This is a genomic window from Lelliottia sp. RD5 (assembly GCF_056032945.1).
The window spans coordinates 176,649-200,128 of record NZ_JBVYHQ010000005.1 but is presented as its reverse complement, the minus strand read 5'-3'; the positions used below and the strand labels follow the sequence as shown (position 1 = coordinate 200,128).

The 23,480-nt window shown below is 53.5% G+C and carries 20 protein-coding genes; 10 read left to right on the top strand and 10 right to left on the bottom strand.

Annotated features, from left to right (window positions below; all coding sequences use genetic code 11):
* Positions 1 to 58 precede the first annotated feature (58 nt).
* From AC0LWE_RS16635 to tamA, 4 genes are all read right to left on the bottom strand, one after another.
* A complete protein-coding gene (locus AC0LWE_RS16635) occupies positions 59 to 592 on the bottom strand; it encodes a fimbrial protein (RefSeq protein ID WP_202668029.1) in 534 nt (177 codons plus the stop codon).
* 384 nt (positions 593 to 976) lie between these two features.
* Positions 977 to 1,321, bottom strand: coding sequence for a gamma-glutamylcyclotransferase family protein (locus AC0LWE_RS16630; protein WP_059179961.1), 345 nt, complete (start codon positions 1,319 to 1,321; stop codon positions 977 to 979).
* Between the two features lie 2 nt (positions 1,322 to 1,323).
* Positions 1,324 to 5,100: an autotransporter assembly complex protein TamB gene (gene tamB / locus AC0LWE_RS16625; protein ID WP_216980574.1), complete on the bottom strand. Its 3,777-nt coding sequence runs from the start codon at positions 5,098 to 5,100 to the stop codon at positions 1,324 to 1,326.
* The gene (tamA, locus tag AC0LWE_RS16620) at positions 5,097 to 6,830 is read right to left on the bottom strand and encodes an autotransporter assembly complex protein TamA (protein ID WP_219347129.1); all 1,734 of its coding nucleotides are present in this window, start codon (positions 6,828 to 6,830) and stop codon (positions 5,097 to 5,099) included. Before tamA ends, tamB begins: the two co-directional genes overlap by 4 nt.
* Positions 6,831 to 7,052: 222 nt before the next feature.
* On the opposite strand from tamA, the gene msrA reads away from it, so the two are divergent.
* Entirely contained in the window at positions 7,053 to 7,694 is a 642-nt protein-coding gene (gene msrA, locus AC0LWE_RS16615) for a peptide-methionine (S)-S-oxide reductase MsrA (protein ID WP_059179958.1), read from the top strand.
* 221 nt (positions 7,695 to 7,915) lie between these two features.
* The gene (paeA, locus tag AC0LWE_RS16610) at positions 7,916 to 9,253 is read left to right on the top strand and encodes a polyamine export protein PaeA (protein WP_059179957.1); all 1,338 of its coding nucleotides are present in this window, start codon (positions 7,916 to 7,918) and stop codon (positions 9,251 to 9,253) included.
* A gap of 74 nt (positions 9,254 to 9,327) precedes the next feature.
* Here paeA and AC0LWE_RS16605 read toward each other — a convergent pair whose 3' ends face one another.
* Positions 9,328 to 9,534: a DUF1107 domain-containing protein gene (locus AC0LWE_RS16605; RefSeq protein ID WP_012015808.1), complete on the bottom strand. Its 207-nt coding sequence runs from the start codon at positions 9,532 to 9,534 to the stop codon at positions 9,328 to 9,330.
* A gap of 331 nt (positions 9,535 to 9,865) precedes the next feature.
* Here AC0LWE_RS16605 and AC0LWE_RS16600 point away from each other — a divergent pair, with 331 nt between their 5' ends.
* Positions 9,866 to 10,423: a YtfJ family protein gene (locus tag AC0LWE_RS16600; protein ID WP_131486906.1), complete on the top strand. Its 558-nt coding sequence runs from the start codon at positions 9,866 to 9,868 to the stop codon at positions 10,421 to 10,423.
* Here the strand turns inward: AC0LWE_RS16600 and cysQ are convergent.
* Positions 10,417 to 11,157, bottom strand: coding sequence for a 3'(2'),5'-bisphosphate nucleotidase CysQ (gene cysQ / locus AC0LWE_RS16595; protein WP_059179955.1), 741 nt, complete (start codon positions 11,155 to 11,157; stop codon positions 10,417 to 10,419). The genes AC0LWE_RS16600 and cysQ overlap by 7 nt on opposite strands.
* Positions 11,158 to 11,336: 179 nt before the next feature.
* Between cysQ and AC0LWE_RS16590 the strand changes: the two genes are divergently transcribed.
* Positions 11,337 to 13,283, top strand: coding sequence for a bifunctional 2',3'-cyclic-nucleotide 2'-phosphodiesterase/3'-nucleotidase (locus tag AC0LWE_RS16590; protein WP_219347130.1), 1,947 nt, complete (start codon positions 11,337 to 11,339; stop codon positions 13,281 to 13,283).
* A gap of 90 nt (positions 13,284 to 13,373) precedes the next feature.
* Complete coding sequence (locus AC0LWE_RS16585; RefSeq protein WP_202714509.1) at positions 13,374 to 14,000, top strand: Vat family streptogramin A O-acetyltransferase; 627 nt, start codon at positions 13,374 to 13,376, stop codon at positions 13,998 to 14,000.
* A 77-nt stretch (positions 14,001 to 14,077) separates the two neighbouring features.
* Here AC0LWE_RS16585 and AC0LWE_RS16580 read toward each other — a convergent pair whose 3' ends face one another.
* Positions 14,078 to 14,482: a YybH family protein gene (locus AC0LWE_RS16580; RefSeq protein WP_202665611.1), complete on the bottom strand. Its 405-nt coding sequence runs from the start codon at positions 14,480 to 14,482 to the stop codon at positions 14,078 to 14,080.
* Positions 14,483 to 14,835: 353 nt separating this feature from the next.
* On the opposite strand from AC0LWE_RS16580, the gene AC0LWE_RS16575 reads away from it, so the two are divergent.
* Positions 14,836 to 15,579: a hypothetical protein gene (locus AC0LWE_RS16575; protein ID WP_219347131.1), complete on the top strand. Its 744-nt coding sequence runs from the start codon at positions 14,836 to 14,838 to the stop codon at positions 15,577 to 15,579.
* A gap of 347 nt (positions 15,580 to 15,926) precedes the next feature.
* Here AC0LWE_RS16575 and AC0LWE_RS16570 read toward each other — a convergent pair whose 3' ends face one another.
* Positions 15,927 to 16,313 (bottom strand): winged helix-turn-helix transcriptional regulator, encoded by a 387-nt coding sequence (locus AC0LWE_RS16570; RefSeq protein ID WP_216980578.1) that lies wholly within the window; start codon positions 16,311 to 16,313, stop codon positions 15,927 to 15,929.
* A gap of 83 nt (positions 16,314 to 16,396) precedes the next feature.
* On the opposite strand from AC0LWE_RS16570, the gene AC0LWE_RS16565 reads away from it, so the two are divergent.
* From AC0LWE_RS16565 to AC0LWE_RS16555, 3 genes are all read left to right on the top strand, one after another.
* On the top strand, positions 16,397 to 17,245 hold the full coding sequence (locus tag AC0LWE_RS16565) for an SDR family oxidoreductase (protein ID WP_216980579.1): 849 nt from the start codon (positions 16,397 to 16,399) through the stop codon (positions 17,243 to 17,245).
* An 81-nt stretch (positions 17,246 to 17,326) separates the two neighbouring features.
* Complete coding sequence (locus AC0LWE_RS16560) at positions 17,327 to 18,151, top strand: AraC family transcriptional regulator (protein ID WP_174342706.1); 825 nt, start codon at positions 17,327 to 17,329, stop codon at positions 18,149 to 18,151.
* Positions 18,152 to 18,226: 75 nt separating this feature from the next.
* Entirely contained in the window at positions 18,227 to 19,192 is a 966-nt protein-coding gene (locus tag AC0LWE_RS16555) for a DMT family transporter (RefSeq protein WP_202714502.1), read from the top strand.
* A gap of 37 nt (positions 19,193 to 19,229) precedes the next feature.
* Here the strand turns inward: AC0LWE_RS16555 and AC0LWE_RS16550 are convergent, their stop codons facing one another.
* The gene (locus AC0LWE_RS16550; protein ID WP_059179947.1) at positions 19,230 to 20,879 is read right to left on the bottom strand and encodes a methyl-accepting chemotaxis protein; all 1,650 of its coding nucleotides are present in this window, start codon (positions 20,877 to 20,879) and stop codon (positions 19,230 to 19,232) included.
* A gap of 250 nt (positions 20,880 to 21,129) precedes the next feature.
* On the opposite strand from AC0LWE_RS16550, the gene ytfE reads away from it, so the two are divergent.
* Entirely contained in the window at positions 21,130 to 21,792 is a 663-nt protein-coding gene (gene ytfE / locus AC0LWE_RS16545) for an iron-sulfur cluster repair protein YtfE (protein ID WP_059179946.1), read from the top strand.
* 67 nt (positions 21,793 to 21,859) lie between these two features.
* On the opposite strand, the gene cycA is transcribed toward ytfE, so the two are convergent.
* Positions 21,860 to 23,269: a D-serine/D-alanine/glycine transporter gene (gene cycA / locus AC0LWE_RS16540; protein WP_059179945.1), complete on the bottom strand. Its 1,410-nt coding sequence runs from the start codon at positions 23,267 to 23,269 to the stop codon at positions 21,860 to 21,862.
* Between the last annotated feature and the right edge of the window lie 211 nt (positions 23,270 to 23,480).

The following is a 23,480-nucleotide window of genomic DNA, read 5'->3' as shown; positions in this document are numbered from 1 at the left end:
CGATTCGAAAATTCATACGCCCACTGTCGTGAGCGTATGTTTCAGTAGGGAGGTGCGATTACTCGTAAGCGAGAGTAAAGTCAGCGACTGCGGTGAAATCACCTGGGGTGACGGTCGCAGAAGCGCCATCGCCTTTCAGGTATGCAGAGAACAGCAGGGTGTTATTACCGTCCTGCAGCGTACGTGCAGCGGACGCCTCACCCATTTTGATCTGCGCGCCGTCACCGTTGGTCAGGATGATGCTCGCACCCTTCGCGGTACCTGTGATACCCAGTGAGCCATCCGTTGCACCTTCAGCACCCGTGAAGGTGGTTTTAACGGATTTCAGCGTGGAGGTATCACAGCCTTCCAGTTTGATTTCAAAATTACGCGGCACGGAAGTACCGGAATTGCTGTTGGCTTGTAAAGCAACGTTAGAAACCTGACCCAGGTTCACAGTCTGATCAATGCTGTCTGGGTTGATGGAGCAAGGCGCATCAATGATAGAACCGGTGAAAGTCACTTTACCATGGCCCTGGTCCTTCGCATTCGCTGCGCCAGCAACCAACAACATTCCCATAACAGAAGCTAAAGCCGCTTTTTTGAAGTTCATTTTTAAATCCTATTAAATAGTAAACTATTGGGGTATGTATAAATTATTAATTAAAAAATACTCCGACCTTTCATTAATAATCTATGAATATTTTCTCATCATGACAGTATCAATAAAATAAAAAATATTAATAAATAAATCTAACAGCCCGACGGAAGCATTCTTTAAAGCGAATCAACAACAATAACTAGAAATATATTCACGGTGTATAAATCATAGAGGTAAATACATTTCTTATTGCGGCGTATTTTACTGATTAACTCACTGTCTAAAAGAGTTTAATGGTCCATTTTGAGATAAACGGTAAAATCTATTTTTGGATTTCTTGCAGCTGAAAAATATCAAAAAAAAACCACGCCGAAGCGTGGTCTTGTGAGGCGATTCTCAGTACTGGTCTCTGTCTAGCCAGTTACCGGTTTCAATCCGTTTCAATCCATCGACAGGACGCTGGTACACGTACATCCATGCACTCCCATACGGAGTCTGGACCAACTGACGTGCATATTCACCGCCCCTGGTGCGCAAGGCATCAAGTTCGGCAAGCGTGGCATTATCAATACGATAAACTTCACCCTGTACTGTTCCGTTCCCCGGAACCGCGCCTGGATAGTGGCCCAGACTGTACAACTGGTAGTTCTCGATATTGTAATTACCCAGCAACTGAGCATTGGTCATCCAGTGACTGTTGCCCTGCTTAGTGCGTAAACTACCGTAGACAAATATTCGCATTGCTAGAACTCAAACTGATAGAGCACATCCAGCGCCTGGTCTATACCAGACACTGCTTCCAGATATAGCTTAGGCATAAGGCGATAGCGTAACGTGAGAGTCGCCAGCGAGTCAAAGATCCCCACGCCATATTTCACTTGCAGACCCGGCAATACATAGCCGCTGACGACCACTTGCGAAGAATCGCCAACGCCCTGGGTGTCGAGCGCCAGATTACTGACGCCAAACGTCTCGCCGATTTTACCCACAACCTGACCACTTTGTGCAACCCCCAGACCCACTAACATTGACGTCATCGCCGCACTATCGCTCTGCTGGCTGTCCAGACCCTGCCCACGCAGGAGATAAGAGAGCGCTTCTTGTTGCGACATCGCCGGATCCGAGAAGATCTCTGCCTTCGGTTCATCGGCGGTTCCCGTAACACGCACCCCGGCAATCACGTCGTTCTCGGTAGATTCAGGGTTACGTATCGCTTCGATATTCAGCAGCGGCTGATCCGGCGGACCAGAGAACAGCAGTTCACCTTTACGCACAATCAGATCCTGACCATAGGCGTGGAAGCGCCCTTCAGGAATATTGATCTGCCCATTCAGGCCAAGGCCCTGTTGGTCCTGCGCCACCTTCAGGTCACCCGTCAGGCGAGCCTTCAGGCCAAACGCATCAAGCCGCACGTTGTTCCCAACATGAACGATCAGATTACTGTTAATCGGAATACCGGCGCTTTTCGGCTCAGCAGGTTTCAGATTGTTATCCAGCATCACTTCATCGCTTGAAACGCCCACGGCGCTTTCCGGCACGTCATGCACCACGATGCGTGCCCACGGCACATCGACGCGGCCATCGAGGGTAAACAGGCTTGGCGTCGCTTCAAATACCACGTCCGGCGACACGTCAAGACGCACCATCGGCGGCACGGTAATACGCACTTTGCTGCCTTTTGCGGCCACGCGCGCGCGCCAGTTATCAATTTGAGTCCAGTCCGCATCACCGCTCAGGTTGATTTGCCCCTGCTGGGTACGCACAACCCCAGCCAGCGTCGAGCTTGTGCCGTTGAAGTTCATCGCAATCTGGCTTGGTTGCATATCAAATGGCATAAAGTTGCCGTCGATATCCACCCCGTTCAGCTGCATTTGACCAAACAGCTGCGGGCTTTGCAGATTTCCCGCCAGCCGCAGATTAGCGCTGAGCATCCCCGCCGCTTTTTCACCACGCGAGAATATCGGATTTACCATCGCAAGGTTAACGTTGCGGATATTCACGTTACCGCCCAAATTACGCTGTCCCTGCGGATCGGTAATTTGCACCTGGCCGTCGAACTGGCCGTTATTCGTCAGACGAATCAGCCAGCCCAGCTCAGCGCGATTATTATGCAAATCGGCTTTCAGATTCAGCGTGTCAAACGCCACCGGCAACGGTGCGTCGTTCACCGTCTGCGTGACCTTCACGTTACGCCCTGAGAGCGTCACGCTGCCCTGCGGCAAGCCCTCTTTGGTGGTGTCCCATGCCACATCGGCCTTACCGCTGAACACACCGCTGGCCTGTGTGGCCTCCGGCATAAACGGTTTCAGCATCGCCAGATCAAAGCGGTTCAGATTCACCACCGCGTGGCCTTCTGCACCAGCATCGATAGTCTGCGGCACGCACAGCTCGGCATTGGGGTTGGTCCAGCAGTGCGGTCCAATACTGATTTTCTGCTCTGCGTTGCGGTAATCCAGCGCAATAGAGCGCGAGAGCGCCAGCGGCCCGACCGGCGTCGTGAAGCGGGTATTATCGAGCAGGCCTTTCCAGCGCTGTTCTTTGCGGTCAAAACTGCCCGTTAAATGCAGCTGGCCAGAAACCGGCTCGCCCTGCACACGCAGCTGGAGATCGTGCTGTTTCTCGCTACCTTTCGCGTCCAGCGTGACCAGACTGAGATTCACATCCGGCTGCGAAATACGCTCAACGCGCAGGTTCAGTTTTCCGGCAATCTGATCGGTGGATTTCACGTCGCCCTCGACGCGCACGCGAGCAATGGACAACGCCTGCCATCGCAGGTTGTTGGCGGTAATGTCCGCCAGCAGCTGTGGCGCATCGACCGTACCGCGCACTTTCACCAGGCCTTTTGCCGTCCCGCCCAGGCCCGGCAGCGCGTTGTCGAGGTTTGGCGCATCAATCGTCGCATCCAGATTGAGATCTTTTACCCCCAGCTCGCCTTTGATATCGGCCGTATTGCGCCCCAGCGCAACGTGCATTTTAGGGATAATCCACTGCAAATAGCTGTTGCCGCGCAGCGCCCCTTCCACCAGCACCTTGTTCTGTTTCACGTTGCCGGTGATTTTGATTTCCGGGACCTCCATCTGCCAGCTTCCGCCGTACAGACTCCCGCGGGTTTTGATCAAACCGTCGAGTTTCGACGGCCAGTCCGGCACTTCTTTGGCGGTGTTGATGCCCGTCAGTTTCAGCTCACCGCGCCAGCTGATCGCCTGCTGCCAGTCGAGTAGCGCAGTCAGCTCGGTTTTTCCTTCCAGCGCCGCGACGGTGAGTTTATCAAGATTGATTTGCTGCTCGTTGCCCTTCGCATCCAGTGTGATATTTGCAGGCGGCACGCCCTCGCCTTTCACGGCAGTGCGGAACGACAGCGTGTAGTCGGTCATTTTGCCGCTGAGCTTCAGCTTGAGATCATCGGCCTGGAACTGTTTTTCACCGGTGAATGGCCAGTACAACTGCTGGCTTACAATTTCAATATTCAGCGGTAAACCGGCCTCCGTCAGCTGAGTTTGCCCGCGCAGCACCATATCCACCGGGCCTGACAGGTTAATGCCAAACTCCAGTTTCTCGCGCAGCGCGCCGCCCACTTTGAGCTTCACCTTCTCGCCTTTGAGAGGATCGATGTTCAGCGTGCTGTTCAGGGTCATATCCACCGGCCAGTTGTCGCGCAACAGTGCGTTACCGGTGGCGTTCACGCTGCCCTGATTGGTATCGATATCCAGCGTGTCGAGCTTCATATTGCCGTCAATGCTGCTCACCTTCAGCAGCATGTTGAACACCGTCAGATCGGTATCCCCCGTCAGGCGCAGCTGCTCGCCCTTAAACGCTTCGATATTCAGATTGAGCGGCAGATGAACGTCGGTCATCTCCGGCAGAACCGGTTTGGAGAAAAGATCTTTCAGCGTTTCGCCCAGCGGTTTTTCTTGCGGCTGCGGGTTCTGAATTTTGGGTTCGACGATCTCTTCCTGCGCCACTTTTGCCACTTTCGGCAGCGCAATCAGCAGCCCCTGTAGCGCGGTTGGCGTCAGGGTTAAATTCTTCTCCTGCCAGCGCAGGCCGGAGGTAAAGTCCATTACCGACACGGTGGTGTCGTCGATTTTGATATTGACGTTATTGAGCGCCACGCGATATAGCGCAATCGGATACGGCGTCGAGAGATTCAGCGGGCCGCTGTCTTCCTCTTCAACAGGCGCAGACTTCGGCATTTTTTTCGAATCTATCGTCACGTTAACGTCTTTTAGCGACAGATCGTTTACGCACAGGCTGCTGTCACGCAGGCAGCGCAGTTTGACCGCAAGATGAAACTCACCCGCGTTAACCGCTACGCCAGGCTGCTGGTAACGAATATTCTTCAGGCTCAGGTCGCGCCAGCCGCCCGTCACCTGGCCGATTTCCAGCCCAGGCACCCAGCGGTTTGCTGCGTTAAACAGCAGATGCAGGCCGGTTGTCGTCCCGACCAAAAACGCCACTGTGCCGAGCAACAGCACGATAAAAATCAACACGCCGAGGCTTATCTTCTTCCATAAACTCATAATTCAGGCCCCAGACCGATGTAAAACTGTAATCCGTGCTCGTCTTTGTCCCCAACCGGAACGGCGAAATCGAGCTTGATTGGCCCGACGGGTGATTGCCAGCGCACGCCGACGCCCGCGCCGGTTTTAAAATCGCTTTTGCGGATGTCGTTCACCGCCTCGCCGCCGTCGACGAACATCGCGCCCCACCATTTTCCGCTGACGTTGTACTGATACTCCACCGAGCCGGTCGCCAGCTTGGACGCCCCCGTCAGCTGGCCTTTCTCGTTTTCCGGGGAGATGGATTTGTATTTATAGCCACGAATGCTGCGATCGCCGCCGGCAAAGAAGCGCAGATCCGGCGGCACACGCTCGAAATCACCGGTTTCAATCCAGCCGAGGTTGCCGCGCATCACGAAGCGGTGTTTGTCATAGAGGGTACGTATCCAGACGTTTTGCGCCTGTACGACCGAGAAATCGACGTCCGATCCCCAGGCGGTGTTCGAATAATCAATGGAATAACGCTGGGAGTCGCCCCAGACAGGCATTAAGCCGCCGCGCGAACGGGTGCGGCTGATCATCACGCCCGGATAAAGCAGCATTGTGGTGTTGGTGACGTTGGCCTGCGTAAAGTGGTCGAGACTCCAGCGCAGGTTGATCGCCCGCTGCCAGCCGCTGGAGAGGTCCCAGAAGCGAGAGACAGCAAGCGTGGTGGAATCCTGTTCGGTATCGTTTAAATCGGTGCGCTTAAAACCGCCCTGCAGCAGATAATATTGTTCCAGCGGGTTTTTCAGCAGCGGCATTTTATAGCTGAAATCCACCTGCTGTTCCGGCGCGGAGATGCTGGTGCTGGTGGTTAGACTGTGACCGTAGGAGTTCATCCACGGTTTTTTCCACGTCGCTTTGACGCGCGGGCCGACATCCGTTGAATACCCGACACCCGTTTCGATGGTGTTCTCAGTGCGTGGAGACACCACGCCATGCAGCGGCAACACTTTGGTTTTACGCGCTTTGTCGAATTCAGGTGCAACAACGACCGAGTTAAACCAGCCGGTCGCCGAGAGACGGCGGTTCAGTTCAGCGAGGTCTTTTGACTGGTAATAGTCACCCTCTTTGAATGGCACCAGGTTCTGCAGATATTCATCGCGGATTTGCGATCCTTCGAAGGTGACATCGCCAAAACGAAAGCGCTCACCGCTGTCGAAATCGATATCCCAGAAGGCCTGACGTCTTTCGAGCGCCACACCCAGTTGGCTTTTGGTAAATTGGCTGTCGAAATAGCCTTTGCGCAGCGAGACGCTGGTCAGCTCTTTTTTGAAGTGGTCGTAGTCGCCATGGTTAAGCACCGTGCCCACTTTGGGCCGCGTGCTCAGCAGATCCAGATAGTCGCGGTCGGTACGCGCGCCGCCGCGAAGCACAACGTTGGTGCCACCAATCAGCACCGGTTCACCCGCCGAGACACGGGCGATCAGCACCTGGCGCCCCTTGGCAGGTGGCGGACGTAAATCGAACTCGATCGTAGGTTCGTAGTAACCCAGGGCTTTTAAGCCATCACGAATCGCATCATCCACGCGCGCACGAAATCGCCGGTCGGGCGTCACTTCGTCACTTTGGATGGTCGACAGTTGCGCACGCACGTTTTTTTCCAGCGTCCCGGATAACCCCTCAACCTGCAAACGGACATTCGCCGCGCTGGCGACTCCGCTTGTCAGCAATAAACTGACCAAACATAACTGGCGGATCTTTGGCACGTTTTCTCCTGAATATCCTTGTTTCCACCCTGGAAGCAATGAAGTGCCGCTCCGCGGCATATCACGGCATAAAGCCCAAAACCCAATTCGCGGGTTGAAAAATGGCCGAGAGGCCTAATATTTCTTATGTTTAAATCTAGACTCATTCAGCGTATTTATTGTGTTCAATTAAACGCTTCGTGACAACCCTAACTGAAATATCGCTACCCGGGAGGCCCCACCGTGAGTTTATTCGACAAAAAGCAGCTTGTTTCTCAAGCCGATGCATTACCGGGACGCAACACTCCGATGCCAGTGGCAACGCTGCATGCCGTCAACAATCATTCAATGACCAACGTCCCGGATGGCATGGAAATCGCCCTTTTCGCGATGGGCTGTTTCTGGGGCGTAGAACGTTTGTTCTGGCAGCTACCCGGAGTTTACAGCACCGCTGCGGGCTATACTGGCGGCTATACGCCAAATCCAACCTATCGCGAAGTATGCTCGGGTGAAACCGGCCACGCTGAAGCGGTGCGCATCGTGTACGATCCGAGCGTAATCAGCTACGAACAATTATTACAGGTGTTCTGGGAAAACCACGACCCCGCTCAGGGAATGCAACAGGGCAACGACCACGGGACACAGTACCGTTCCGCGATTTATCCATTAACGCCGGAACAGGACGCCGCCGCCCGTGCGAGTCTGGCGCGCTTCCAGGACGCCATGCAGGCGGCGAATGACAATCGCAAGGTGACCACGGAAATCGCCAACGCGACGCCGTTCTACTATGCAGAAGATGACCATCAGCAGTATCTGCATAAAAATCCGTATGGCTATTGCGGCATCGGTGGGATTGGCGTTTGCCTGCCGCCACAGCTCGCCTAAGCGTTGTAAATGCCGGGTGGCACATCGCCATCCGGCCTGCTTTTTCAGCGATGTGTCCACCGAAAAAAGCCGAAAATGTGCCCTCTGGCGGCTTTACACTCTCTTACGCTATACTACCCGCTGAAATAATCGGCTCAACGCTACGAGCTGACGTTCAATGTGTCTTCACACAAATGTAATTAACTTCCCTTCCGAGGATCTGGCGTTAGGCCGGATAAACTATGTTAAACAGTATTTTACTAATACTTTGTCTCATCGCTGTCAGTGCCTTTTTCTCGATTTCAGAGATTTCACTGGCCGCTTCCCGAAAAATCAAACTTAAACTGCTGGCCGACGATGGCAACATCAATGCACAACGTATCCTGAAAATGCAGGAAAACCCCGGTATGTTCTTTACCGTGGTGCAGATTGGCCTGAACGCTGTCGCCATTTTGGGCGGTATCGTGGGCGATGCGGCGTTCTCGCCGGTGTTTTACGGTCTCTTCTCCCGATACTTCGCACCTGAACTCTCCGAGCAGCTGAGCTTTATTCTCTCCTTCTCGCTGGTGACGGGTCTGTTCATCCTGTTCGCGGATTTAACCCCGAAACGCATCGGTATGATTGCGCCAGAAGCTGTGGCTTTGCGCATCATCAACCCGATGCGCTTCTGTCTGTACGTATTCCGCCCGCTGGTGTGGTTCTTTAACGGCCTGGCGAACAATATTTTCCGCCTGTTTAAGATCCCGATGGTGCGTAAAGACGACATCACCTCTGACGATATTTACGCCGTGTTCGAAGCCGGTGCGTTGGCCGGTGTACTGCGCAAGCAGGAGCATGAACTGATCGAGAACGTGTTTGAACTGGAATCCCGTACCGTGCCGTCCTCCATGACGGGCCGCGAAAACGTGATTTGGTTTGATCTCCACGAAGACGAGCAGAGCCTGAAGAACAAAGTGGCCGAGCATCCGCACTCTAAGTTCCTGGTGTGTAACGAAGATATCGATCACATCATTGGCTATGTCGATTCCAAAGACCTGCTGAACCGCGTGCTGGCGAACCAGAGTCTGGCGCTGATCAGTGGCGTGCAGATTCGCAACACGCTGATTGTGCCGGATACCTTAACGCTCTCTGAAGCGCTGGAAAGTTTCAAAACCGCAGGTGAAGACTTCGCGGTTATCATGAACGAATACGCGCTAGTGGTGGGCATTATCACTCTGAATGACGTGATGACGACGCTGATGGGTGACCTGGTTGGTCAGGGTCTGGAAGAGCAGATCGTCGCGCGTGATGAGAACTCGTGGCTGGTTGACGGCGGTACGCCGATTGAAGACGTCATGCGCGTGCTGGATATCGACGAATTCCCGCAGTCCGGCAACTACGAGACCATCGGCGGCTTTATGATGTTCATGCTGCGTAAAATCCCGAAACGCACCGACTCGGTGAAGTTTTCCGGCTACAAGTTTGAAGTGGTGGATATCGACAACTATCGCATCGACCAGTTGCTGGTGACGCGCATCGATAATAAGCCGACGGTGCTGGTGCCGAGACTGCCGGATGCAGAAGAAAAAGTGTCCGCATAACGCGCCGCACAAACATCAACGGCTCCCTTTGGGAGCCGTTTTTTTTACTGCTTAACTACTGCATAGCACGTTGGTTAAGCCATCTCAGTCTGCAGACGCATAACCTGGCGGTTGACTTCGGACATCACAGAATAGTGCTGTTTGTCCTTCACTTTCGGGATAAGAATCTTACCCTTATCAAATTCGAAAGCGCCAACATCCTTGATATACAACCGTCCACGGAACAGGATCTTCACGTACTTCGCCACCTGAAGCGGGTTGTAGCGTTGGAAAATTTTCATTCTTGTATCTCCTGCGAATCATACGCTCTTGCGGCGCCACAATCGGCCCGACGGTCCTGAGCGCAAATTTTGTTGCCCAATGACTATAGACCAGAAAAACATTGATACCCAGTATGCATCAGTTTATTTACCGTTTGATTACAATTAATCAGAACATTCTTTGCATAGCATTACCGAAAGCAGTATAAGGCGTCGTTTTTTTAAGGATATGTGCGTTCGCCCGCAAACTGGCACTCAGATTGCGGGTAAAGCATATTGATCGCACTTATGATTAAAACGTATGACCAAGTGGTCGGATCACCTGCATATAAGCACATAAAAAGGAAACACTATGACCCTTCGTAACGTCCTGGCCGCAGCCTGCCTGTTACTGCCGCTGATGGCTTCCGCGCACAACATTGAAAATGGACAACGTGTGCCAGCGGTCGGTATTACCGATCGGGGAGAATTGATTCTCGACAATGATAAGTTTAGCTACAAAGCCTGGAATAGCGCGCAGCTTCCAGGGAAAGTGCGAGTGGTGCAACATCTTGCCGGGCGCTCCTCGGCAAAAGAGAAAAACGCCAGCATGATTGAAGCGATTAAGAGCGCAAACCTCCCTCATGACCGCTACCAGACCACCACGATTGTTAACACCGATGATGCGATTCCGGGTTCCGGCATGTTTGTGCGCAGCAGTCTTGAGAGCAATAAAAAACTCTACCCATGGTCACAGATTATTGTCGACAGCAATGGCGTGACGCGCAAAGCCTGGCAGCTGGAAGAAGAGAGTTCTGCGGTGGTGGTGCTGGATAAAGACGGCCGCGTGCAGTGGGCGAAAGATGGGGCGCTGACGCAGGAAGAGGTGCAGCAGGTGATCGCCCTGCTGCACAAATTGCTCGGTCAATAAATCGAGACCCTAAAGCCCGGATTTAAGAACGACTCGCGCGGGGTATAGTCCAGTGGCTTACCCTGCCAGTCATGCACATGCGCTCCGGCGGCGGCGGCAACCGCGTGACCCGCTGCGGTATCCCAGACGTTGGTCGGCCCAAAGCGCGGATACAGCTGGGCCTGCCCTTCCGCCACCAGGCAGAATTTGAGTGACGATCCAATGGATGTCGTCTGGTGCTCACCGATATGTTGCAGATACTCCTGCAGTTCGTTGTCGCTGTGCGAGCGGCTGATGACCACCAGCGGTGGACGAGCATCACGCACCTGAATCTGTTTACGAACCCCGCACTCCTCTTTCCACGCTTTGCCTTCTGCAGCGCTGTACATCACTTTCAACACGGGTGCGTAAACCACGCCCATCACCGCTTTGCCTTTTTCAATCAAGGCAATATTGACCGTGAACTCGCCGTTGCGCTTGATGAACTCTTTTGTACCATCGAGCGGATCGACCAGCCAGAAGCGCTGCCAGTGCTGGCGCACGTCCCAGCCCTGCGGGTCTTCTTCTGACAGCACAGGGATATCCGGCGTGAGTTCCTGCAAGCCTTTGAGGATCACCGCATGGGCCGCAAGATCGGCGGCGGTCACCGGGGAGTCATCAGCTTTGCTGACCACGTCCATCGGCTTTGCGCCATCGTACACTTGCATGATGGCCTCACCGGCTTCCCGTGCGAGCTGACAAATTTTTTCTAACATACTCCACCTCTTCGTTAACGCAGTGGGCATAACTATTTGTTTTATTTATATCGTAATCACACTCTGTGAAGCAATTCTGGTTTCATTGCGCTTTTTTCTGGCAGGATTCACACTTCTGTAAGCAACAAAATGTACATACATATTCTTTTGTGGCTTGGATCGAAAAAAGGACTCCTCTGATGATTAAGTTTAGCGCAACGCTCCTTGCGACGCTGATAGCAGCAAGCGCACAGGCCGCGACGGTCGACCTTCGCATTCTGGAAACAACAGACCTGCACAGCAACATGATGGACTTTGACTATTACAAAGATACCCCGACGGAGAAATTCGGACTGGTACGCACCGCAAGTTTGATTAACGCCGCGCGGGGTGAAGTAAAAAATAGCGTGCTGGTCGATAACGGCGACTTAATTCAGGGTAGTCCTCTCGGCGACTATGTGGCAGCAAAAGGGCTAAAAAAGGGTGATGTTCACCCTGTCTATAAAGCGCTGAATACCCTGGATTACGCGGTGGGCAACCTCGGTAATCACGAGTTTAACTACGGGCTGGATTATCTGCACAATGCGCTCGCTGGCGCGAAATTCCCGTACGTTAACGCCAATATCATTGACGTTAAAACCAAAAAGCCGCTCTTTACGCCGTACCTGATCAAAGAGACTGAAGTGGTCGATCAGGACGGTAAAAAGCAGACGCTGAAAATCGGTTATATCGGCTTTGTGCCGCCGCAGATCATGACGTGGGATAAGGCTAATCTCACCGGCAAAGTGACCGTGAACGACATCACCGAAACCGCGCGCAAGTATGTGCCAGAGATGCGCGAGAAAGGCGCAGATATCGTGGTGGTCGTCGCCCACTCCGGGCTGTCAGCCGATCCGTATCAGGCGATGGCTGAGAACTCCGTCTATTACCTCAGCGAAGTGCCAGGCGTCGACGCAATTCTGTTTGGTCACGCCCATGCCGTCTTCCCGGGCAAAGATTTTGCCAGCATCAAAGGCGCGGATATCGAAAAAGGAACGCTGAACGGTGTGCCGTCAGTGATGCCTGGCATGTGGGGCGATCATCTGGGCGTAGTCGATCTGGTGCTGAACAATGACGCCGGAAAATGGCAGGTGACGCAGTCGAAAGCCGAGGCTCGCCCGATTTACGATGCGGCAGCCAAAAAATCGCTGGCCGCAGAAGATAAAAATCTGGTGAACGTGCTCAAGCACGACCATGACGCCACGCGTGAGTTTGTCAGTAAGCCGATCGGAAAATCGTCCGACAACATGTACAGCTACCTGGCGCTGGTGCAGGACGATCCGACCGTGCAGATCGTCAACATGGCGCAGAAAGCCTACGTTGAGCACTTCATTCAGGGCGATCCGGATCTGGCAAAACTGCCGGTTCTCTCGGCTGCCGCACCGTTCAAAGTCGGCGGACGTAAGAACGATCCGGCCAGCTACGTCGAAGTGGAAAAAGGTCAACTCACCTTCCGCAACGCGGCGGATCTGTATCTTTATCCCAACACGCTGGTTGTGGTGAAAGCGACGGGCAAAGAGGTAAAAGAGTGGCTGGAGTGTTCCGCCGGGCAGTTTAACCAGATTGATACCAAAAGCAGCAAGCCGCAGTCGCTGATCAACTGGGACGGTTTCCGCACCTATAACTTCGACGTGATTGACGGCGTGGAATATCAGATTGACGTGTCGCAGCCGGCGAAATACGACGGTGAGTGTCAGGCCATTAACCCGCAAGCGGAACGCATCAAGAACCTGACCTTCAACGGCAAGCCTGTCGATCCGAATGCTACATTCCTGGTTGCCACCAATAACTATCGCGCCTACGGTGGCAAGTTTGCCGGAACCGGCGATAGCCATATTGCGTTTGCCTCACCGGATGAAAACCGCTCGGTGCTGGCGGCCTGGATTAGCGAGCAGTCGAAGAAAGCAGGCGCGGTCCATCCGGCAGCGGACAACAACTGGCGTTTGGCGCCGATTCACAGCGACACCACGCTGGATATCCGTTTCGAGACCTCACCGTCCGATAAAGCGGCGGCGTTTATCAAAGAGAAAGCGCAATATCCGATGACCAAAGTCAGCACCGATGAGATCGGCTTTGCGATTTACCAGGTGGAGTTGAATCAGAAATAAACACAGCAGGCGCGCGGAGCACTCTGCGCGCCTTTGCGTTAGACGCCAGTCAAAGGCCTGCGGGCAGTAAAACATTGCAACGGGAGGCGTATGAACGGACCAAACCCATCAACGGCACATCCGATGGAGGGATTCCCTCAGGTTTGTTTTATCAAAAACACGGTGACCAATCCCAATATCATCGTGGGCGATTATACCTACTACGACGATCCGGAAGACTCGGAAAACTTCGAGCGTAACGTCCTTTATCATTTTCCTTTTATTGGCGACAAGCTGATCATCGGCAAGTTTTGCGCGATAGCAAAAGGCGTTCAATTTATAATGAACGGCGCAAACCATAAGCTTTCTGGGATCTCGACTTTTCCGTTTTATATTTTTGGCAACGGCTGGGAGAAAGCCACGCCGCAGCCCGAAGATTTACCCTACAAGGGCGATACGGTGATTGGGAACGATGTGTGGATCGGTTATCAGGCACTGATTATGCCGGGCGTGAAGGTAGGCAACGGCGCGATCGTTTCCTCACGCTCGGTTGTGACCTCCGACGTACCGGCCTATGCGATTGTGGGCGGTAATCCTGCCAGACTCATTAAGATGCGCTTCTCAGATGACACCATCACGACGCTTGAAAAACTCGCCTGGTGGGACTGGCCGGTAGAAAAGATCACCCAAAACCTCACGGCAATCATGTCCGGTGATATCGACGCGTTACGCGATTAACTGCGCCGGGTCGGCGTTGGTCGCCTTTGACCATTCAGGGCGGCTTAGCGCAAAGCGCAGCCATTCAGAGAGAAAGGCTACGCCGTTTCCGCATCCAACAGAGCGGTACCGTACGAATTGTCGATGGTACAGAGCCAACGACCGTCGTTTTCGTGCCGGAAGACATAGGTGGCGCGACGGGTTATTTCCACCGTTTCGTTCTTACCATCCGGGAAGCGCAGTACCGTTTCCATGATAACCAGCGCGCTGTCCCCCCCTTCGATGACCTCCATATTTCCCTGCTCCACAACGAGCTGGTCCTGAAAATAATCAGAGATGGCAATAAAGGCTTTGCGGATATTCTCTTTACCTTTGACGACCATACCGGGCTTAACCACCAGCGCAGCGTCTTCGCTATAATTTTCCATTAACGAATCATAATCTTTATCGGATATCGCTCTGTCACACGATTCAATCACCTGGCGTAGCGGATGCGAATTCATAAATACTCCTGCTGTTAACTACAAGACCAACCCGTATTAGCATAACAACCCGGCGTAAATGTATAGCTACCAAATTTCATGAGCTTCCGGTTTTGCCTCTTAACTTTTCAGGAAAGCGCTTTTACGCATACGATGAAAAATAACGTTATCCTGCCCGTTCTTAAGCGCAAACCTTCTAAGGATGCGTTTTTATCATTGAGTCACTTCATGATTTTAAATGCCATTTTTCAGCGAAAACGACGACACATTCAGGAGAAACGAAATTAAAGATTATTGACGGTTGACCGATATACTCTTTATTAGCGATGGATAACAGCGCTGCAGGTGTAGCCGCAGCAAAAGGAAAGACACCTATGCTCAACCCTGTCGGAAGTAAATCGAGTCTCAATAATGATTCGACGGATAACAGGCGCACCATGATGCAGCCAGAGAGATCTGGTAATACAACCGGTAAGGTCGACATGACGACCAAAAAAGACGTTGTGCTTTCCTCGCTTGCTCAACAATTCAGTGAGAGTGCAAGTCGGGCCGATGCTGAGAATGCAGGCCTCAGCAGAAAAGAGTTGGGGGCAAAAGCAGAAACGCTGCTTAATAAAATTACCGGACCTGAATATATCGCGAACCGGGCGATGTATAACGCCGAAATACCTGATTCTTCAGATCCCGAACGTTTAGCCAGAGCCGCGCAAGCCACAAAATTTGTTAATGGCGACGGCAGAAACCCTTTCGCTGGCTTTACACGCGAGCAACTGGCTTTAGTGACTTATGACGACAGCGGGATCTACACCACCAACGAAAGAAGAGCCGCATGGGAAGCGTCTACCGATCAGGAATACGCCTGGCGAAAAGAGGTTGTCGCCAAAGCGATGGCTGAATATAACAGCAGCGGAAAGCTGACAAATTTCTTTAGCGCCGTGCTGGAACACTTCAAAACGTTACCGGATATCGAGCAGGCACAATATCCCGACAACTATGAAACTAAACTGCAGAAATGGATTGAGCTTGATTATAATTATTTTACCAATACGGTAGAAGGCAAAGGCAATCCGGCAGACAGTATTTCACTTCAAGCAAGTCTGAATATAGTAAATCGGTAACCATTATTACTTTAAAAAAGAATATATTCCCCTAATGAGCCATTTCTTGTGTGCATCAAAATCTAGGGCAATGTCTTCTTCATAACTCGAATACGTTAACGTTACGGCATGCAACATAGCTCATTCCCCATGATTTAAAATATTGTTAATACCATGGGGAAGTGACGCCATAGCTAGATATATTTCTTATTGCTTCATGTCTTCACTTTTTGATGCACCTTCAGCACGGATACACTCCACCCGTTCAATGCCCAGAAAAGCCATAAATTGACGCAGGCACAGCGCCTGAAAATCCATTTTTATTCGCCGCCATCCCTGCAAGGCGTGCAGAGGTTTCCTCAACGACTTTACGCTGCGCGTTCGTCCCGGTTAGTGAGCACTTGCGGGGTGTTCACCTCAATCCAGTCCGCCAGCGCGGCTACTTTCTCGCTCACCTCCGTGCCAAGAGGGGTCAGGCTATACTCAACGTGCGGAGGCACCACAGGATAAGAGACGCGTTTCACAAACCCATCCTGCTCCAGCGCCTGTAACGACTGCGCCAGCATTTTCTCACTGACGCCGCCCATTTTACGGCGCAGATCGCTAAACCGATGCGTTCCCTGCCGCAGCGCCACCAGAATCAGCACGCCCCAGCGGCTGGTGACATGCTTGAGCACGTCCCGGGATGGGCACTGCTCGGCAAAAAGATTGCCGTCGCGCATTTGCTCGCTGAGCGTCGGGAGGGTTGAGTTCATACTTACCTTTTTGTACGTACTTACTATAAGTTAGTTTGAGTGATAGTGTGCCACAACATCAGACAAACACGAAGGAGTTCCTCATGATCGCGATTACCGGCGCTACCGGCCAGCTTGGCCAACACGTTATCGAACATCTGCTTAAAACCGTTTCGGCCAGTCAGATTGTGGCTATCGTGCGTAACCCGGCAAAAGCCGATGCGCTGAGCAAACAAGGCATTACCGTGCGTCAGGCGGATTACACCGACCAGGCCGCCTTCACCGCTGCGCTGACTGGCGTGGAAAAACTGCTGCTGATCTCGTCCAGCGAAGTCGGCCAGCGTGAACCGCAGCACAAGAATGTTATCAACGCAGCCAAAGCGGCGGGCGTGAAATTTATCGCCTACACCAGCCTGCTGCATGCGGATAAGTCGCCGCTGGGCCTTGCCGATGAACACGTCGCGACCGAGAAAGCGCTGGCAGATTCTGGTATCCCTTACGCCCTGCTGCGCAACGGCTGGTATACCGAGAACTATCTGGCAAGCGCACCACCTGCTATTGAACACGGCGTGTTTATCGGCGCGGCTGGCGACGGTAAAATTGCCGCGGCTACCCGTGCGGATTACGCCGCTGCGGCGGCAACAGTCATCGCGCAAGACGGTCACGCGGGCAACGTGTACGAACTGGCTGGCGACAGCGCATGGACCTTAAGCGAGCTGGCGGCAGAGCTGAGCAAACAGAGCGGCAAACCCGTGACGTATCAGAACCTGAGCGAAGCGGATTTCGCCGCCGCGCTGAAGGGTGTGGGATTACCCGCAGGCCTGGCGGATATGCTGGCCGATTCTGACACGGGCGCGTCAAAAGGCGGTCTGTTTGACGATAGCCATACGCTGAGCAAATTGATTGGCCGCGCCACTACGCCGCTGGCGGAAAGCGTCAAAAGTATTCTGTAACGGTTAAGCACGGGTTAATTTTTGTGGCATCCCCCAGGGTCATCTCTGATAATCAAAGGATGACCCTGGAGGAGACTCACCGTGCAAGGCGTACCCGAACAGTTCATCGATGAGAGAGACAGCGCGCGTTTTCGCCATCTGGCGCAGGTGCCGGGCATCGAGCTGTATCACGCCCATATCTCTCGCTACGCCTTTGAGCCTCACACCCACGAAGCCTTCGGAATCGGCGCGATTGAAGCCGGTGCCGAGCGCTTTCGCTATCGCGGCACGCAATACGTCGCCCCTGTCCATTCCGTCGTCACCATGAATCCAGATGAGCTGCATACCGGCGAATCCGCTACGGACGACGGCTGGCGCTATCGCATGGTTTATCTCGAGCCTGATTTACTGGAGGAGGTGACCGGTATTCGCCACTGGTGGTTCAGCGACGTGACGCGCCACGATCCGCAACGCTCACAGCAAATCTGCCAGCTGATTTATGGCCTGTGGCATACGGACGATCCGCTGGCGCAAAAAGGGTTGCTGCTGGATCTGATCGACACCTTTACGCCGCTGGCTCGCCATGCGCCGAGGGTACAGGAAGGCGCGCACCGCTTTGAGCAGGCGCGTGACTATCTGCACGACAATTATATGCATCCGGTTACGCTCGACGAGCTGGCACGCGTGGTGTCGCTGAGCCCTTATCATTTCCAGCGTCAGTTTAAGGCGCACTTTCACGTTACGCCGCATCAAATGCTGATGGCGATTCGTCTGTGGCGCGCCAAAGCGTTTCTCACCCACGGCATGCCCGCGGCACACGTGGCGGCTGCGACCGGACTCACCGATCAATCGCATCTCACCCGCGCGTTTACGCATCGCTACGGTATTACGCCCGTGCGCTATCAAAAGCAGGTCGCTCAGCGCTAATGCGCAATCTCATACAATACGCCAGGCGCTGGTCTTCCTACACTTCACGCAGGTTTACTGGTTGTGGAGGGAAAAATGATTAGCGGAGTGCTGTATGCCCTGCTTGCAGGTTTGATGTGGGGACTGATTTTTGTCGGCCCGCTGATCGTGCCGGAATACCCGGCGGTTTTGCAGTCGATGGGACGTTATCTGGCGTTGGGCTTGATCGCTCTGCCGCTGGCCTGGCTGGGCCGTGCGCGTTTACGTCAGCTACGCCGTCAAGACTGGATGACCGCGCTGGCGCTGACCATGATGGGGAATCTGATTTATTACGTTTGCCTGGCAAGCGCCATTCAGCGCACCGGCGCGCCAGTATCGACCATGATTATCGGCACGTTACCCGTGGTGATCCCGGTGTTCGCCAACCTTCTGTATAGCCATCGTGACGGCAAGCTGGCGTGGTCAAAAATGCTGCCCGCGCTGGTCTGCATTGCGGCCGGACTGGCGTGCGTGAATATTGCGGAACTGCGTCATGGACTGGCCGATATGAGCGGATGGCGCTATGGCTCAGGCATTGTGCTGGCAATGATTTCTGTGGTGTGTTGGGCGTGGTATGCCCTGCGTAATGCCCAATGGCTGAGGGAAAACCCAGATAAAAACCCGATGATGTGGGCGACTGCGCAAGCGCTGGTGACGCTGCCCGTCTCACTGGTGGGTTACCTCGCTGCATGCGGATGGTTAGGGCTTCAGCAGCCGGAGTTTGCCCTGCCGTTTGGGCCGAGGCCGTGGGTGTTTGTAGGGTTGATGATCGCCATCGCCGTGCTGTGCTCGTGGGTGGGTGCGCTGTGCTGGAACATTGCCAGCCAGAAATTGCCGACGGTGATTTTGGGGCCGCTGATCGTGTTCGAAACGCTCGCCGGTTTGCTTTATACGTTCCTGATGCGTGAGAGCGTGCCGCCGCTGTTAACCGCCTGCGGGATTGCGCTGTTGGTGATTGGCGTGGTGATCGCGGTAAAAGCAAAACCGGAAAAACCCACGGTCGTTCCGGTTTCGCTGAGTTGAATAATGCCCGGCAGGCGGTGTGCCGCCGGGCAACTTATTAGAACGTTTCCCAGTTACCGTCTGAAACCGTTGCCGTCGGCTTGACCTTCGCTGCGAAGGTTTTGACCGGCGCGGCTTTCACGGCCCGGCTACGGTTGATTTTAAACACCGCAACCGCTTCGTTCAGACGTGCGGCCTGATCTTCCAGCGCTGCGGCCGCTGCCGCTGACTCTTCAACCAATGAGGAGTTCTGCTGCGTCACGCGGTCCATTTCCGCTACCGCCAGACCAACCTGGTCGATACCACGGCTTTGCTCATCAGAGGCGGAAGCGATTTCGCCCATAATGTCGGTCACGCGCGTGACGGCACTGACAATTTCTGCCATCGTGCTGCCCGCTTCGTTAACCAACTGAGAACCTGCGCTGACGCGCTCGCCGGAATCATCGATCAGCGCTTTGATCTCTTTCGCTGCCTGAGCGCTGCGTTGCGCCAGGGTGCGGACTTCACCGGCAACCACCGCAAAACCACGTCCCTGCTCGCCTGCGCGTGCGGCTTCTACCGCCGCGTTGAGCGCCAGGATATTGGTCTGGAAAGCGATACCGTCGATCACGTTCGTGATCTGCGCAATTTTGCTGGAGCTGGTGGCGATTTCATCCATCGTACGCACCACGCCTTCGACCACATTGCCGCCTTTTTTGGCGGTGGTGGACGCGTCTTTCGCCAGACGTGACGCCTGACGGGCGTTGTCCGCATTTTGTTTCACGGTGGCGGTCAGCTGTTCCATGCTGGCTGCGGTTTCTTCCAGAGAAGCGGCCTGCTGCTCGGTACGAGAAGAAAGATCGTTGCTGCCTGCAGAAATTTCACCTGCGCCCGTAAAGATAGTGTCTGCGCCTTCACGCACGACACCGACGGTATTCGCCAGCGCGGTTTGCATTTCCTGCACGTTGCGCCCCAGCACGGCCATTTCGTTTTTGCCATGGGCTTCGATTGGCTGCGTCAGATCGCCTGCGGCAATCGCGCGGATATGGCTAATGACCTCGTCCAGCGGCTTGAGCAGCACGCGACGCATTGCAATCCAACTGGTGATAATCACGCCCACCACCACAATCATAATCGCAGAGAGGATCCACAGGATGCGCTGATAGTCCTTTTCGTTATCCGCAATCCCTCTGTTGGTCAGCTTAGCCTGCGCCTCGCGCCATTCGCGATACACTTTTTGCATCGCCTGCTGCTTTGACTCGGCATTCTGTTTAAACATATCTTCCAGATTACCCTGCGCCAGCAAGCTGTTCATTTGCGCCAGCGTGGAAGAGTAGACGCGATATTGCTCTTCCAGTTGTTTACCCAGGTTTTCGTCCATTCCCGGCGTTTCCGGCAAGGCGTAGTATTTGTCGTAATGTCCTTGTGCGTTCGCCAGCAGGTTTTTCGCCGTGGCGACCAGTTCGCTGAGCTGTCCGCCGTTTATCTGGCTCGCTGTGCTGCTTTGCAGGCGGAGCATGCCGCGGTTGAGGGTTACGCGCGCCTGGTTGAGGCTGATCCATGCGTCGGTAAACTCTGCAACGTTCTGACTGGACACCTGTGAAACGGTGAAATTGTCTTTGTCATTATTCAGCGCATTTATGAATACGCCTGCAGAGATAATTTGCATGGCACCCAGCACCAGCAACACCGAAACAAGTAGTGTGATAACTTTAATACGCTTAAACATTGTATGCCTTTGTTATATGCAGGATATTGTCTGACGTGTATCTATCGGCAGGTGCGCTGGGTTGTTTAACGCTGTAAATTCTCTAATACCCACACTTTCTGAATTTCTCAAATCCATTCAGCATCTTAATACTTCAAAATAAATTTGTGATACACCTCACATTTTACTCTTTGCCACTAAAGGGTTATAGCCTTCACTTAAAGATGTATTTAATATGCATCTTATACTATTGATGATGAGGTAACTGCTGATGGCCTTTCGCGACCAACCTTTAGGCGAGCTGGCGCTCTCCATCCCGCGCGCATCTGCGCTGTTTCGTAAATACGACATGGATTACTGCTGCGGCGGTAAGCAAACGCTGGCACGCGCTGCTCTGCGTAAGGAGCTGGATGTTGACGCGATTGAAGCTGAACTGGCGCAACTGGCCGAGCAGCCCATCGACAAAGACTGGCGTACCGTCGCGCTTGCCGAAATCATCGATCACATCATCGTGCGCTACCACGATCGCCACCGCGAACAGTTGCCGGAGCTGATCTTGCAGGCGACGAAAGTCGAGCGCGTGCATGCCGATAAAGCCTCTGTCCCGCGCGGACTGGCAAAATACCTGACCATGCTGCACGAAGAACTCTCCAGCCACATGATGAAAGAAGAGCAAATCCTGTTCCCGATGATTAAACAGGGAATGGGTAGCCAGGCGATGGGGCCTATCAGCGTGATGGAAAGTGAGCATGACGATGCGGGCGAACTGCTCGAAGTGATTAAACACACCACCGATAACGTGACGCCTCCAGCGGATGCATGTACCACCTGGAAAGCGATGTATAACGGCATTAACGAATTGATCGACGATCTGATGGAACACATCAGCCTCGAAAACAACGTCTTATTCCCGCGAGCCCTCGCAGGCGAATAAAAAAAGACGCCCGAGAGCGTCTTGTTGGAAGTCCTTGCTTTAGGCCACCTCACGTGGCCTTTTTTCTTTAGCGCATACCGGCCATACGTTTCTTACCGATAAACAGCCAGCCGAGACCCAGCGCAATGAACCACAGCGGCGTGACCATCAGCGCCTGACGGGTATCATCTTCCAGCGTCAGCAATACCAGCACAAAGACAAAGAACGCCATACACACCCAGCACATCAGTTTGCCGAGCGGCATTTTGTATTTGGATGACGCATGCAGCTGCGGACGCTGTTTGCGGTACACAAGGTACGAGCAAAGAATGATCGTCCAGACAAACATGAACAGAATCGCGGATACCGTGGTGATCATGGTAAACGCGCCGATCACGCTCGGATTGACGTAAAGCATCACCACACCGCCCAGCAGGCAGATGCAGGAGAAGGTCAGCCCTTTCGCGGGAACCGCACGCTTAGACAGCTTAGCGAATGCGCCGGGTGCAACACCTTCCTGCGCCAGGCCAAACAGCATACGGCTGGTGGAGAACACGCCGCTGTTCGCAGAAGACGCCGCAGAGGTCAGCACCACGAAGTTAATCAGGCTTGCCGCAGCTGGCAGTCCCACCAGTACGAACAGCTCGACGAACGGGCTCTTCGTTGGCACCACGGAACCCCATGGCGTCACGGACATGATCACGATCAGCGCAAACACATAGAACATAATGATGCGAATCGGAATCGAGTTAATGGCGCGTGGCAGGGATTTTTCAGGATCTTTGGTTTCCGCCGCCGTTGTCCCCACCAGTTCGATGCCCACAAAAGCAAACACCGCAATCTGGAAGCCTGCGAAGAATCCGCTCAGGCCTTTCGGGAACCAGCCGCCGTCGTTCCACAGATGGGTAAACGATGCCTGAACGCCGGTTGGTGACTGGAAGTGCGTCAGTATCATCACCAGACCCACCACGATCAGGCCGACGATCGCGACGATTTTGATCATCGCAAACCAGAACTCCATCTCACCGAACATTTTGACGGTCGCAAGGTTGAGGCTCAGTAACAGCACGATCACCGCCAGCGACGCGACCCAGTCAGACAATCCGGGGAACCAGAATTGTGCATACGCGGTAATGGCGACGACATCGGCCATTCCGGTTACTACCCAGCAGAACCAGTAGGTCCAGCCGGTAAAATAGCCCGCCCACGGTCCGAGTAAATCGGAGGCAAAATCGCTAAACGATTTGTACTCGAGATTCGAGAGCAGCAATTCACCCATTGCCCGCATCACGAAGAAAAGCATAAAACCGATGATCATATAGACGAATATGATCGATGGCCCGGCAAGGCTGATGGTTTTACCCGACCCCATAAACAGCCCGGTGCCAATGGCACCGCCGATGGCGATAAGCTGAATATGACGGTTTGTGAGATTGCGCCGCAGCGACTGTTCAGACGAAGCCTCTTCAGCGGCGACGACTTTAACCTGATCTACCATGTGATTTTCCTGTTGTACCTGTCTGTGTTGTTTAGGCTCTTCTGGCCTTTAATGACGTCAAAATGCAACGATCCCTATACAAGGACTCGTCGATAGTAGGTAAGAATCGGCAGGATGAATACTGTGAATTAGATATTATGTTAACAATATGTTTAAAGTGAGTGTCATATCACTTGTACAATGCAAAACAGCTCACAAAAATACACGCAAA